Source organism: Bradyrhizobium sp. BRP19 (assembly GCF_020194195.1).
Classification (GTDB): domain Bacteria; phylum Pseudomonadota; class Alphaproteobacteria; order Rhizobiales; family Xanthobacteraceae; genus Bradyrhizobium; species Bradyrhizobium yuanmingense.
This window is the reverse complement of the sequence record NZ_JADYVZ010000027.1, coordinates 49,681-63,891: the sequence shown is the minus strand read 5'-3', so window position 1 is coordinate 63,891 and position 14,211 is coordinate 49,681. Positions and strand designations below refer to the sequence as shown.

Genomic DNA, 14,211 nt, shown 5'->3' with positions numbered 1-14,211 from the left:
ACACTACGAGATCAACCGCTTGCCGCTTGTAGTCATCCGTAAACGACCGACGTTGACGTCCTTCCATCCGACACCTCCTGGCTCTTCGAGCCTACTACAGGTGTCCATCAATTCGGAGGAGGTTCAGAGGCTCTATACTGAAGCCGCTGCCGCCTTGGTATCCGCAGAAACGTGTAGGCTGGAGATAACTACCGCCGTCGAGAATCGAGTCACTGTTCCAAAATCGTTGTGCCGACAGTCATACCGGCTTCGATGCCGTGCTTGCCACCTTACCGTGATAGTCTGTCAGCTTATCGAAAGCTAAGCGTCTTAGGTCCTAGAGCGTCACCATGGACTGAGTCTACTCAGGCTCATAAGGAGGAAGTGAGATGGATCCTTTTGAGGCAGGACAGATTCAGCGCGGCGGTGGCATCCCTTCTGCATCTACCGGACAAGAAGGCGGGGAAAACGGAGCGGCGGCGCAGTGGAACGCAGTCGCGACAGGCTACGCAGCAAACTCCGAGGACTCAGCCCATGTAGAGGACGATGACGAGGGGCTTGAGAATTGGGCTGCTGAACCGGAGGTTGGCCCGCTCGAGGATCGGGAAGAAGCAGTAAGGCGACTTAATACTCGGGGTGAGGCCACTAGACTCGATCTCGAATCGCTGTCTCTTACTAGCCTCCCGAGACTTCCAACCGGTATCGTCGTGCTCGATGTGCCCCTCAATCGGCTTACCACTCTGCCGGATAGGCTCCCTGCTTCGCTCCAGCGTCTTGACGTTAGGGGCAATCAGCTCACCAGCCTGCCCGCGCTTCCGACCGAGCTCGGGGGTCTCGACGCGAGCTCCAACCGGCTGATGAGCTTGCCTGAGGTCCTACCTGCTGCGCTGGAATTTCTCGACCTCAGCCACAATCAGTTGCTGGAGCTGCCCGAGGTCCTCCCTGCTTCGCTCCAGCGTCTTGACGTCAGGGGCAATCAGCTCACCAGCCTGCCCCCGCTTCCGACCGACCTCAGGGGTCTCGACGCGCGCTCCAACCGGCTGATGAGCGTGCCTGAGGTCCTACCTGCTGCGCTGGCGTTTCTCGATCTTAACCACAATCAGTTGCTGGATCTGCCCGGGGTCCTCCCTGCTTCGCTCCAGTTTCTCCACGCCAGCCACAACCGGTTGACGAATCTGCCGGAGGTCCTTCCTGCCACGCTCCAGTTTCTCGACGTCAGCGAAAACCAACTAACGCGTTTGCCGGAGGCCCTGCCTGCCTCACTGCAGTCTCTCGACGCCAGCCAAAACCAGTTGACGAGTCTGCCCGAGGACCTGCTGACGCAGTTGGGCGAAGGTAGCCGCATAGTTCTGACTGAAAATCCGCTGCCTGAGCAGGTGCTGGCGAACCTGAGTACAATCCTAAGCGCGGAGGGTTATGTCGGCCCGACTGTCCACCTTTCGCGCGACGACGAAAGTGAAGCGTCGGAAACAGACGATGGACAGGCCGATGTTCTCATTGAAGCGGTCGCAGACTGGCTCAAGGGCAATCCACTGAACGGCGATCGAGAGGTGCTGGCGGCTTGGCAGAGCTTTGCAGAAGAGCCGGGCGCCCGGGAATACGGCCTTTTCCTTGGCAAGCTGTTCAACTCAGTCAATTCTACCAATGAAGAATTCCGGCACTCGGTGGCCAATGATCTGCGACAGGCGGCGAAAAACCCGAAATTGCGGGCGCAGTACTTTCAACTGGCATGGGATGCCAACCAGAGCTGCGAGGACCGCAGAACATTAACCTGGAACGGAATGCAGACCGCGCGCCTCATCGCGGAAGTCGAGAACGGCCTCTATGACAACAAGGCACGGCTTGCCGATCTCGTCGAATTGGGGCGCGTCATGTTCCGCATGGACGCGCTCGAGGCGATCGCGCGCGATAAGGCTCACTCGCTCGCCTCGGTCGACAACGTAGAAGACATCGACGCCGTTGAAGTCTTTCTTGCCTATCAGAACAAACTGCGCGAGCGGCTGGGACTGCAACACGTCGCGCCGGACATGCGCTTCTTTGAGGTCTCCGGTGTCACCGACGCTGACGTTGACAGCGCAGAAACATCCGTACGGAACAGGGAGGCGGCGGAATTCGCCGACTATTTGGCGGTGGGCTGGCAACCTTGGGACGACGTGGTGCGTCGCATCGCACCGGAGGACCACGCCAGGACGCAGGACCAGCTCATTGCTGCAATGGGAAAGGAGTTCTACAGCCGACTGGAGCAACAGCTCGCCGACAAAGGCTTGAGTGGTGTTGAGGCCGACCTCGTCGAGGATGCCAAGCGAGAGTTGGGTGCCGCAGTTCGTAAAGAAATCGGCCGTGAGATCAAGGGCGCTCTAAGAGACAAGGTGCTCAATGATCTCGGCCTCACCCTGTAAAGCCAGCTTTGCTGCAGGAGGCTGTTAATTCCTGCTACAGTTTCCCTCTGGTGCGCCGGTTTGAGAGCCGTCACCTGATGCGCAGCAAGCGCAGCCGCAGCGCCGACTGCCCGACTCGTTCCAGCGGTGTTTCCCTAAAGCGACGATGGCCGATCTCGCGATGATGCGGATGCTCGTCGGCTGCTATCGAGGGCCGCATGAATACGGGCGAATTGTCGAAATGGAGAGTCGATACGCGCATTTGTACGGCTCCGGAGCCGGCATGGAAGAACGCCGGACTCCACCGTACTTACACCGCGCGTATCGGCTGATCGCGGCGACGGCTGCTGGCTGAGCTACGAGGGGCCTGACCATCACTGGCCGAACGAAGATGGCCGCGAAGCATCAGCCCACTTCGTTCTCCGGAGATCTGCGCAAGGCGCTGAGCAACAAAATCAGCCGTTCCAGAGCGATGACGACGGTGCTGACGTGATGGTCCGTAGAGCTTGTCGACACTGATCCGCCAAGATGGACAAGATGAGCTGCGAGCTGAAGCAGGCGCATGTGGGTGGACGGCGAACGGATGAGATCGTCGCGCCGGCCCCCTTCTGTCGGTTTGACTCCGGCGGCAGTTGGGTTGCTGTACAAGACTCTCCATCACAATCAGGCTCCCCTCCCGTCATTCATCCGAGGATCGCCGTCGAACCCCTTCACCGTGAACGCTGCTCTTTGTTTCATCCTGAGTCGTTGGCAGCCAATCTGTGACACCCCCGAAGAACACGCTCAGCGACCATCTCGCAGCTTCGCCCTCTGTCAGCTGATGGGAATGAGGCTCGCGGCCTGAGGGGTTAGCCCCGACGCCGGAGGATCTGTATTCAGCATAATAGCTTGTCCTCAACGTATTCGTCTTGCCGGGCGTCCATTCGCGCCACCCTTCCGCGATCACGGGGGCATCTATCTTCGCCGACAGGAAGACCACGGTGGCGTAGGGGCGCCAGGGGCGGCCAAGTGCGATAGAGCGCGCAGCAGGGTCGGCACTCAGCCTGCAATGATCAAACACATAGCCACTGTCCTCGTCCGGCGCTGCCTTACTCTGAGCGGTGTAGATGACGGCTTGATTGGCGATGCCGTGCAACTCACATTGCCGGAACCAGGCTTTGGCGTTGCCAAATATGAAATCGACATGCCCTTCGATGTAGCAGTTCGAGAAGTATTGTCGTGACATTCTGCCGTTTGGTCCCTTGCCGGCAAACAGCGTGTCCTGGGCGCCGAGCAGGCGGACGCCCCTAATGACGTCCCTATCCCCGGTAACGGACAGCGCTACCGCCTGGGAGGGTGGATTGGCCGGATCGAGGGCGTAGTCGTTCTGGATGGTCAGATTCTCGAGCTGGAAGTCATCGCCAGCGGCATCCAGCGTCGCCGAACGGGCCGTTCCTCCTACATTGATCGCGCCGTCGCCATACACAATGACCGTATCCTCCGGCTTGTTGCCAGTGCCTGCGAGATGAACACCGGATTTGGTGATTTTGACCTTCTCGCGATAGATGCCCGGCGCGATCCGGACATTTCCGCCTTCCGCCGGCAACGAGTCGATGGCTTGCTGCACGGAGTGATAGTCTGCATTTCCGGCATGCGACACCAACAGTGGATGAGCGTACGCCGCGGGGATGCAGAAGCATCCCCCCAGAAGTGCGGCGGAGGAAATGAAAATTCTCATGTGATCTTACACTTCCTTGTTCTCAGCGGGATAGCGCCGCGCATCGACACGAGATTTTCATCGCCAAATCAGACCCTGCACGTCACCTTGGCATTTCCTCCCTGCAAAACCGTCGGCCAATTGCAACCAACTCGGGCATGAGGCCGACCTTCGTCGGCACCAGTAATCTTGGCCCCAGAAGCGGAACTCACCACCTGAGTGCGGCGCCGGGTGTAGTGCTTACCGATTGCCGTCGCGGAATGCTCTGGAACATACCTCCGATCCGCGCAGCAGCGGTTGTGTAGTTCGTCCGGGCAGCGGGGGCCATACGTCGGACTGATTTGCGGTGACCTTCGCATGTTCAAGTTGCCAAGTCGCGGAATTGGCAAATCGGACATCTTCGAGTGTCACGTCCAGGGCATGCCGCTCGTCCACGCCGCGCATCAGCAGCACACCAGTGTCGCCATGCACATGACGGAGAACGATTTGCCGATAGACCGGAATCCTCGTGCCTTGAGCGCGCGGATCATATTTTGTATCGAAAGCCAGCGGCCACCGGTTGCCCCTCAGGCACACGTACTCATAAGTCACGTTCTCGACCAGGCCGCCTCGACCAACATCGCTCTTGATGCGCAGGCCCGACGTTGTACCATCCAGCGTCAGATTACGCACCAATATGTCTCTGGCCCCGGAATTCACCTCGCTGCCGATCGACATGCCATGTCCCCAGCCGAAATAATTATCAATGATCGAGATATGGCTGCTTGAGCCATTGTCGCCGGCCTTGATTGCGACGTTGTCGTCACCGGTACGGATCACGCTGTGGGTGATGGTCACATCCTGACTGGCGCCAAGATCGATGCCATCGGTGTTGCGGGCATCCGCCGGCGAATCGATCGTGAGGCCCCAAAACGTGGCACCTTCAACCCGGTTCATCGCGACATGAAAATTGGCAGCGTTGCGCAAGATGACACCAGAGAACGTGATGTCCTGCGCATGATCGACCTGGATCAAGCGTGGGGCGTTCTGATTGCCGCCCTGGGCTTGGGCGCGGCGGGCTAGCTGCCACCAGCTTTCCGCGCCGCCGCCGATCATTGCGCCGCCCTGACCATCGATGATGCCCTCTCCGTAGATGCCGCCGCCGCGCGTTTTAGAAAAGCTGATGAATGGCCGGCAACCGTCGCCCTTTTCTGCAATGCGACCACATTGTCCGAGGCCCTTGTCGTAAGCAGCAGGTTCGGGGATGGCGATCAGTGTCGCACCGCGTCCGACCCATAAGGTCACGCCCGATTTCATCTCGAGTGGACCTGAGTGAAACTCGCCGCGCCCGAGATAAACTGCAGCGCCATCGGGACAATGTTGAATGGCGTCCTGTAGGCTAACTGTATCGTTCTTGCCGGAAGGCACAGGGCGATCGCAGACTGTCTGAGGTGCAACAGGCTCGGCGATAGTCCGGCGGTCTTGCGCTTTTGCGGCGGGGCAAACAACCATGGAGGCGAGTATGGATAATAGGGCCCAGCTGCGAAAACGCTTTGTCATTGACCTGCTCGTGCTTTGTCACGCGCATCCTTGCCGCGTGCCTTGTCTGGTATTGAGCGCTGGCTCGATCGAGCCGCCGCGCGCGTCACTGGCCTGCGCAAGATGACATTTATGAGACGCAGCAGACGCCTGGACCTTGCGATCGCGCAGTAGCACCTTGCCTGTGCGCGAAAAAGACGAAGCGTTCTGCGATAGTCCGAAAATCCAACAGCTTCGTAACGTCAGCTCGCTCACACTGATTGAGCTCCCAACCGGTCCCCGATTTCGGCATTTTTGCATCTACAATGCGCGTGACTCCACGCCAGCCTCTCGTCCAGGGAGCAGTGGGTCAGTGAGTATGCGGGAAAGCTTTCGAGAAGCTGACGAAGCTACGGCCGGCAGGGATCGCATTCGCACCGGATACCCTCTTCCTGGCATCTCACTAATTTGAATGACTGCCGTTACCCTCCCTGTTCCGGACGCCATCATGGAAGGCGCCGTCGAGCGCGTCCGCCCGAAGATGATGACCGTGGTTGCGATCATGGCCGGCCTGTTGCCGATCATGTGGAGCAGCGGAACGGGATCGGAGATCATGCAGCGCATAGCCGTACCCATGATCGGCGGCATGATTTCGTCGACACTGCTGACGCTGATCGTGATCCCTGCGATCTTCGGGCTGGTGAAGGGATTTGGACTGCGCTCGAGTGGCGGAGTCGTCGCATCCGAGCAAATGCGGGAAGCCGCCGAATGAGCTCGTAACTCCACATGCTGCGACGTTGAGTTCCCCACACGTAACACTATTGCGAGTCGACACTGTTCCCGCTGCCGTGCTAGGCCAGCGGGACTGATAGCGAGAGTGAAATTCGTGGTCCCGAACCGCTGGCACTTCAGACTGAGCTTGACGCGCAACTGGCGCGGGCTCGTGGCTGTGGTCGTCGCGGTCCTGTATCTGCTCTCGGGCGCGCTCCATGGCGCCCATGACATCGATGTGACCAGCCCATCCGGCGGCTCGGAGATCGCCTCGATCCTCGACTACGGCGCGGCCCGCCATGGCGACCACAAGGCGCTCGCCGGTCATCACTGCCACGGCTGCTTCTCGGTCGCCGTCATACAGCCCATGCAATCGGACGCCGCGACCGACGTGATGGCCCCGCCGGTCGAGCAGCGACAGCCGGCGCTTGCCGGAATCGCGCCCGATACCGACTCCCCGCCTCCAAAACACCTGACCTGAACGGATCAGCCGGGCGCTGCGCGCGCCCATCGGTTCTTCTTCACGGGTCTTTTTCATGTTTCGCAGACGAACGGCTGCGCGCATCGCATGCGCGCTGGCTATTCTCATCAGCCCGCCTTTGGCACTGACGTCACACGCCCAGACGCTGACCATGCGCGCGTCGCTTTCGCGCGCGCTGGCCGCGAGCCCGCGCCTGACGGCGGCGGAGCGCGACGTCGGCATCGCCACCGGCCAGCGCATCCAGGCCAGCGCGCTGCTCAATCCGGAACTGTTGTATGAGCAGGACAATTCGTTCGGCTCCGGAATCTATCGCGGCACCAGATCGGCCGAGACCACGCTCCAGATCAGCCAGGCCTTCGAGCTGTTCGGCAAGCGCGACGCCAGGATCGCCGCCGGACAGGCCGGCATCGAGCTCGCCGCGATCCAGCGCAGGGCGGTCAGGCTGGAGGTGCTGTCGGAGACCGCGATCGCCTTCCTCAGCGTGCTCGGCGCGCAGCGGCGGATCCAGATCCTCGACGAGCAGATTACCGCCATCGACCAGTTGACGCCGCTGCTGCGCCGCCGCGTCGAGGCCGGCGCCTCCTCGCCGGCCGAGACCGGCCGCGCCGAGGTCGCCTCCGCGCTGGTGAAGGCCGACCGCGAGCGCCTCAAGGCGACGCTGGCGAGCGCCCGGCGCGAGCTTGCGGTGCTGATGGGCGATCCCTCGGCGAAATTCGGCGAGGTCTCCGGCCGGCTCGACACCACCGGACGTCCGCCGACGTTCCAGTCGGTGGTGACCGCCATCGACGCCAATCCGCAACTGGTGCGCTGGACTGCCGTCTATGCCCAGCGCAATGCCGAGCTGCTGATCGCGCGGCTCAAACCCTATCCGGACGCGCGGATCGCCGCCGGCTGGCGTCACTTCAACGAGAGCAATGACGACGCGGTGCGCCTCTCCGTCTCCGTGCCGATCCCTGTGTTCGACCAGAACCAGGGCAATATCCTCTCGGCGCAGGAGAGCCTCGCCAAGACCAAAGCCGAGCGCGAGGCCAACCGCAACACGCTGATCGTGATCGCCGGCCGTGCCTACGACTCGCTGCAGGGCTCGCTGCGCGAGCTCGCCGTGCTGCGCGAGACCGCGATCCCCAAGGCCGTCGAAGCCTCCGAGGCGATCTCGCAAGGCTACGGCCAGGGCCGCTTCACCCTGCTCGAAGTGCTCGATGCTCAAGCAAGCGTCACCCAGGCGCGGCTGCGCGAGCAGGAGGCCCTGCAGAATTTCCATGCCGGCGTTGCGACCATCGAAGGCCTCGTCGGCAATCCCTTTGCGCTGGCCCGGGAGAGCGCGCGATGAAGACATCCTCCACCATCCTCGTCGCCATCGTTGCGGCCGCGCTCGGTGCCTACGGGTATTCCGTGCTCGTGCCGGCCAAGGTTGCCTCGACGGAACACGCCGCGCATTCCGAACCGAAGAGGCCGAACGACCATGTCGAGCAGGACGAGCACGGCGCCGACCGCATCCGCATCTCCGACGTCAAGCTGGCGGCCGCCGGCGTGACCCTGGCGGAGGCCGCGAGCGCGACGCTGGCGGACACGCTCTCCTTTAACGGCATCCTGCGGGCCAACCAGGAGGTGGTCGTTCAGGTCACGCCGCGCTTTCCCGGCATTGCAAAATCGATCCAGAAGCGGATCGGCGACAAGGTCGCCAAGGACGATCTGCTGGCCGCGATCGAGAGCAACCAGAGCCTCACGGTCTACGAGCTGAAAGCGCCGATCGCCGGCACCATCATCGAACGGCAGATCTCGCTCGGCGAATACGCCTCCGAGCAGAAGCCGGCCTTCGTCGTCGCCGACCTCTCCACCATCTGGGTCGATCTGTCGATCTACCGGCAGGACCTGAAGCGCGTCCGTCTCAATGACGAGGTCCTGATCGACCCCGACGACGGCCGTGGCGAGATCAAGGGCACGATCTCCTACATGGCGCCGATCGGCTCGAGCGAGACCCAGACCGCGCTGGCGCGCGTGGTGTTGCCAAATCCGGACGGACGCTTGCGCCCCGGCCTGTTCGTCACCGCCCGGCTGATCCTCGCGGCGCGCAATGTTGCGGTCGCCGTGCGCCGCAGCGCGATTCAAACGCTGGAGAACAAGACCATCATGTTCGTCCGCGAGGATGGCGACAAGATCGAGGCGCGCCCCGTCGAGCTTGGCGATTCCGACCCGAGATTCGTCGAGATCCGCGCCGGCCTTTCGACTGGCGAGCGCTACGTCGCCGAGAACAGCTTTGTGGTCAAGGCGGAGATGGGCAAGGGAGACGCCGATCATGATTGACGCCCTGCTCGCCTTCTCTGTTCGTCAGCGATGGCTCGTGGTCCTGCTTGCGCTCGCGGCCGGCGCCCTCGGGGCCTGGAATTTCACGCGCCTGCCGATCGACGCCGTGCCCGACGTCACCAACGTCCAGGTCCAGATCAACACGCGCGCGCCGGGCCTGTCGCCGCTCGAGGCCGAGCAGCGCATCACCTTCCCGCTCGAGACAACGATGGGCGGCTTGCCCAGGCTCGACTACACCCGCTCGATCTCGCGTTACGGGCTGAGCCAGGTCACCGTCGTGTTCCAAGACGGCACCGACATCTATTTTGCGCGTCAGCTCGTGAACGAGCGCATCCAGCAGGCGAAGGACCAGCTTCCTGCAGGCACCGAGGTCGCAATGGGGCCGATCTCGACCGGGCTCGGCGAGATCTACGTCTACTCGGTCGAGGCCAAGCTAGGTGCGAAGTCACCTGCGGGCGCCGAGTTCACGCCGACGGAGCTGCGCACCATCCAGGACTGGATCATCAAGCCGCAGCTGCGCACCATTCCCGGCGTGGTCGAGGTCAACTCGATCGGCGGCTATGAGCGACAGTTCCACGTGCTGCCGATCCCCGGCCGGCTGATGGCCTACAAGCTCGGCTTTCGCGACATCATGACGGCGCTGGCCGCCAACAACGCCAATGTCGGCGCCGGCTATATCGAGCGCAACGGCGAACAATATCTGGTCCGCGCGCCCGGCCAGGTCGTCAATGTCGAGGACATCAGGGACATCGTGATCGGCTCGCGCGGCGGCGTGCCGGTGCGCATCCGCGACGTCGCCGACGTCCAGGAAGGCCAGGACCTTCGTTCCGGCGCCGCGACCACGAACGGCAACGAAACCGTGCTCGGCACCGCCATGCTGCTGATCGGCGAGAACAGCCGTACCGTAGCCCAGCGCGTCAAGGCCAGGCTCGCGGAGATCGCAAAATCGCTCCCCGACGGCGTCATCGCGCGCGCGGTTTATGACCGCACGCATCTGGTGGAAGCCACCATCCAGACCGTCGAGAAGAACCTCATTGAGGGTGCGGCGCTGGTGATCGCGGTGCTGTTCCTGATCCTCGGCAATATCCGCGCCGCGCTGATCACCGCCTGCGTCATTCCGCTGTCGATGCTGTTCACGATCACGGGCATGGTCGAGAGCAAGGTCAGCGCCAATCTGATGAGCCTGGGCGCAATCGATTTCGGCATCATCGTGGATGGCGCCGTCATCATCGTCGAGAACTGCCTGCGGCTGCTCGCCGCCGAGCAGCACCGGCGCGGCCGGCTGCTGACGCTGGATGAACGCCTGCAGACCATCCGCACTGGTGCCAGCGAGGTGATCAAGCCGAGCCTGTTCGGCACGCTGATCATCGCCGTGGTCTATCTTCCGGTCCTCACCTTGATCGGGACCGAAGGCAAGATGTTCACGCCGATGGCGCTGACGGTGCTGATGGCGCTCGCCGGGGCGGCGCTGCTATCGGTCACTTTCGTGCCGGCTGCGGTGTCGATCTTCGTCACCGGCAAGGTCTCGGAGACGGAGAACGTCTTCATGCGGGCCGCCAAGCGGCTCTATCTGCCCCTGCTCGACCACGCCATCCGCTATCGCGGCAGCGTCGCGTTCGGTGCCGTGCTGATCGTCGCCGGCAGCATCTTCGCAGCAGCGGGCATGGGCGGCGAGTTCATCCCGAGTCTCGACGAAGGCGACATCACCATCGAGACCATCCGGATTCCCGGCACCAGCCTGACCCAGAGCGTCGACATGCAGCTGCGGCTCGAGAAGGCGGTCAGGCAGGTACCGGAGGTCGCGACCATCTTCTCCAAGATCGGCACCGCCGAGATCGCCAACGATCCGATGCCGCCGAACGTCGCCGACACCTATGTCATGCTGAAGCCGCGCGAGGAATGGCCCGATCCTGCCAAGCCGAAGAACGAAGTGATCGAGGAGATCGAACGCGCCGCCAACACCCTGCCCGGCACCGCCTACGGCATGACCCAGCCGATCCAGATGCGCTTCAACGAGCTCATCGCCGGCATTCGCAGCGATGTCGGCGTCAAGATCTTCGGCGACGATCTCGACGTGCTCGCGGGCATCGCCCAGCAGGTCAACGGCGTCGTGCGCGGCATCGAGGGCGCCGCCGACGTCAAGACCGAGCAGATCGCGGGCCTGCCGATCCTCACTGTCAAGCTCGACCGCCAGGCGCTGTCGCGCTATGGCCTCAGCCTCAGCGAGGTGCAGAACCTCGTCGAGATCGCGATCGGCGGCAAGCCGGTCGGCAAGCTGTTCGAGGGCGACAGGCGCTTCGACATCGTGGTGCGGCTGCCGGAAAGCCTGCGTGCCAACCCCGACACGATCAAGTCGCTGCCGATCCCGCTGCCTCCGGGCGAGGACATCGCGGCGGTGACGAAAACCGCCTGGCCGGGGACATCGGGGACGACGCCCCGTTACGTGCCGCTCTCGTCCGTCGCGGCGATCGAGATCGCGCCGGGGCCCAATCAGATCAGCCGCGAGAACGGCAAGCGCCGCGTCGTGGTGATGGCCAACGTTCGCGGGCGCGATTTGCGCTCCTTCGTCGCCGAGACGCAAGCCGCGGTCGCCGAGCAGGTCAAGCTGCCGCCAGGCTACTGGATCGGCTGGGGCGGCCAGTTCGAGCAGTTGGTGACCGCGACCAAGCGGCTCACCATCGCGGTGCCGGTGGCGCTGCTGCTGGTGTTCTTGCTGCTGTTCATGGGCATGGGATCGGCCGCGGATGCGGCGTTGGTGTTCTCCGGCCTGCCGCTGGCCTTGACCGGCGGCGTCGCGGCGCTGCTGCTGCGCGGCATTCCGTTGTCGATCAGCGCCGGGGTCGGCTTCATCGCGCTGTCGGGCGTCGCCGTGCTCAACGGCCTCGTCATCATCGCCTTCATCGAGCGGCTGCGTAGCGAGGGACGACCCATTGCCGAAGCCGTGCGCGAGGGCGCGCTGACGCGCCTTCGGCCGGTGCTGATGACGGCCCTCGTCGCCTCGCTCGGCTTCGTGCCGATGGCGCTCGCGACCGGCGCCGGCGGCGAGGTGCAGCGGCCGCTCGCAACCGTGGTGATCGGCGGCATCATCTCCTCGACCGTGCTGACGCTGCTGGTGCTGCCGGCGCTGTACGTGCTGTTCCGGCGTGACGGGGCGCACGAAACGCCTAGAATGGCGCCTGATTTGGCGGCGTCCGGGGAGCGCTAGATTTGGGCAGCCACGACCATCACTGCCATCATCATCACGACCATACTGGCCATTCGCATGATCACGGCCATGGTCACGACCACAGCCACGGCCATGGTCACGCGCATGTCCATGCGCCCGCCAATTTCGGCAAGGCCTTCGCGATCGGCATTACCTCAACACCGCGCTGGTCGTGGCCGAGGCGGTCTATGGCTATATCGGCAACTCCACCGCCCTGCTCGCGGACGCCGGCCATCATCTGTCCGACGTGCTCGGCCTCGTCGTGGCCTGGGGCGCATCGATTGCGGCCAAGCGCGCGCCGAGCGGCCGCTTCACCTACGGCCTGCGCGCCTCCACCATCCTGGCGGCGCTCGCCAATGCCGTGTTCCTGCTGGTCGCGACCGGCGCGATCACCGCATTGTGATCGCGTGCGGGACATAGTCAGCCAGTTCTCGTCATCATCCATGCGATGCCGATGAGGTATGGTCGGCTTTCGCGGTCAGTACCGCCAGGCACGTCTCGTGCCTAGCCCCACGGCCATAGCGGACCATCGTGGTCATTGAACGCGCCCGCTCGACGCGACGAGATCAACCGCTTGCCGCTTGTAGTCGTCCGTAGACGACCGACGTTGACGTCTTTCCATCCGACATCTCGTGGCTCCTCGAGCCTCCTACAGGTGTCCATCAATTCGGAGGAGGCTCAACCAACGAAAGACAAGCGTCATGGACGAAGTCGCGCTGCAAAGGACAGAGAAGCAAACAAACCACATCATCCTTGGTGGCAAAGTCCACCTGTACCGCCGCGGGAAGCGCGGCCGGCACCATTGCTCCGCAACGATCGAAGGAAAGCAGTACCGCTCCGCCACGGAGAAGGACGACCTCCGGCAGGCCGAGGAAGTCGCCGACCAGTGGTATCTCAAGTTGCGCGAGATGGTGAGGAAGCGGTGACCTGGAAAAGGTCACCGCTCGGAAGAAGGAGAAAACCTTCCTGGCGGCTGCTGAGAAGTTTCCGGAAGAGTTTCCTGTGCTAACGGAAGGTCAGCGCAACGCCATCTATGTCAAAGGCCACGAGCGTCGAGCGCGCAAGTACCTCATCCCTTCGAGTATCGCATAAGCCGCATCGAGCAGGCCAAAGAGCAGCGGGGAAAGCCACCTACCCGCGCGACAATGCATCAGGAGATCGTATGCCTTCGGCAGATCCTGAAAACGGCCCTACGCCATCAATGGCTCATGGCACTTCCTGATCTTTCAGAATCGCAAGAACGGAAAAATCTCCCATCGGGCCTGGTTCTCGCGAGATGAATATCGCCGGCTCTATCAGGCGACCGGGTGGAGGGCCCGGAAGCCCAAGAGCAGCAGGTGGAAGTGGTGGGGCGAGCAGTTGCACGACCTCATTCTCTTCACGAGCGATACCGGGCTGCGGCCGGACGAGGCCAGGCGCCTCCAGTACCGCGACGTAACGGTAGCCTTTGATGAAGGCACGCAGGAGACCATCCCTGAAATCGAAGTGCGCGGAAAGCGCGGCTATGGTCCTTGCAAGAGCACGCAGAACACGGTGCCAGTCTTTGAGCGCTTGAAAAAGCGCAACAAGCCGCAGCCAACCGATCTTATTTTCCCGAAGTACCATCACGAGATGTTCACCCGCATCCTGCAGGAAGAAGGTCTCAAGTTTGATCGGGAGGGACGGCCCCGCACGCTCTACAGCCTGCGGCACACCTACATCTGCTTCCGCCTGATGGAAGGTGCCGACATCTATATGCTGGCCAGACTGACGAACCAGCGTTGAGATGATCGAGAAGTGTCGATGCTGCTGGTCTCCGAAAGCCCAATGGCTTTTCGCGCCTTATTGGCCAGATAGATGCCCGTTGCACTACCACCGCCAGCGCGCTTTGCGGCGTAATTTGCTGGTCGCCCAAGAATAG

The 14,211-nt window shown here is 62.6% G+C and carries 10 protein-coding genes and 2 pseudogenes; 9 read left to right on the top strand and 3 right to left on the bottom strand.

The features are described from left to right. The first annotated feature begins 368 nt into the window (after positions 1-368). A complete protein-coding gene (locus I6F36_RS36155) occupies positions 369-2,378 on the top strand; it encodes an NEL-type E3 ubiquitin ligase domain-containing protein (RefSeq protein WP_225173096.1) in 2,010 nt (669 codons plus the stop codon). 70 nt (positions 2,379-2,448) lie between these two features. Here I6F36_RS36155 and I6F36_RS36150 read toward each other — a convergent pair whose 3' ends face one another. The 3 genes from I6F36_RS36150 to I6F36_RS36140 all read right to left on the bottom strand — a co-directional run bounded on the left by I6F36_RS36150 (position 2,449) and on the right by I6F36_RS36140 (position 5,592). After that, on the bottom strand, positions 2,449-2,619 hold the full coding sequence (locus tag I6F36_RS36150; RefSeq protein ID WP_225145493.1) for a hypothetical protein: 171 nt from the start codon (positions 2,617-2,619) through the stop codon (positions 2,449-2,451). 417 nt (positions 2,620-3,036) lie between these two features. Then, positions 3,037-4,074, bottom strand: a complete 1,038-nt coding sequence (locus I6F36_RS36145) for a pectinesterase family protein (RefSeq protein WP_225145492.1) — start codon at positions 4,072-4,074, stop codon at positions 3,037-3,039. 219 nt (positions 4,075-4,293) lie between these two features. Further along, positions 4,294-5,592 (bottom strand): glycoside hydrolase family 28 protein, encoded by a 1,299-nt coding sequence (locus I6F36_RS36140; RefSeq protein ID WP_225173095.1) that lies wholly within the window; start codon positions 5,590-5,592, stop codon positions 4,294-4,296. A 457-nt stretch (positions 5,593-6,049) separates the two neighbouring features. Between I6F36_RS36140 and I6F36_RS36135 the strand changes: the two are divergent. The 8 genes and pseudogenes from I6F36_RS36135 to I6F36_RS36100 form a co-directional block, all read left to right on the top strand. Further along, positions 6,050-6,322, top strand: a pseudogene (locus I6F36_RS36135) (efflux RND transporter permease subunit); the annotation flags it as partial. Between the two features lie 114 nt (positions 6,323-6,436). After that, positions 6,437-6,802, top strand: coding sequence for a hypothetical protein (locus I6F36_RS36130; protein ID WP_225145498.1), 366 nt, complete (start codon positions 6,437-6,439; stop codon positions 6,800-6,802). A gap of 55 nt (positions 6,803-6,857) precedes the next feature. Beyond that, positions 6,858-8,132 carry a divalent metal ion exporter subunit IhpA gene (gene ihpA / locus I6F36_RS36125; protein WP_225145490.1) on the top strand — a complete coding sequence of 425 codons (1,275 nt, stop codon included), beginning with the start codon at positions 6,858-6,860 and terminating at the stop codon, positions 8,130-8,132. Further along, positions 8,129-9,106: a divalent metal ion exporter adaptor subunit IhpB gene (gene ihpB / locus I6F36_RS36120; RefSeq protein ID WP_225173094.1), complete on the top strand. Its 978-nt coding sequence runs from the start codon at positions 8,129-8,131 to the stop codon at positions 9,104-9,106. Before ihpA ends, ihpB begins: the two co-directional genes overlap by 4 nt. Next, entirely contained in the window at positions 9,099-12,311 is a 3,213-nt protein-coding gene (gene ihpC / locus I6F36_RS36115) for a divalent metal ion exporter subunit IhpC (RefSeq protein WP_225145488.1), read from the top strand. The genes ihpB and ihpC overlap by 8 nt, the downstream gene beginning before the upstream one ends. A gap of 2 nt (positions 12,312-12,313) precedes the next feature. Next, positions 12,314-12,702 (top strand): annotated as a pseudogene (locus I6F36_RS36110) (cation transporter); the annotation flags it as partial. 310 nt (positions 12,703-13,012) lie between these two features. Next, entirely contained in the window at positions 13,013-13,237 is a 225-nt protein-coding gene (locus tag I6F36_RS36105) for a hypothetical protein (protein WP_225145487.1), read from the top strand. 433 nt (positions 13,238-13,670) lie between these two features. Then, positions 13,671-14,075, top strand: a complete 405-nt coding sequence (locus I6F36_RS36100; protein WP_225145486.1) for a hypothetical protein — start codon at positions 13,671-13,673, stop codon at positions 14,073-14,075. Positions 14,076-14,211: the final 136 nt, after the last annotated feature.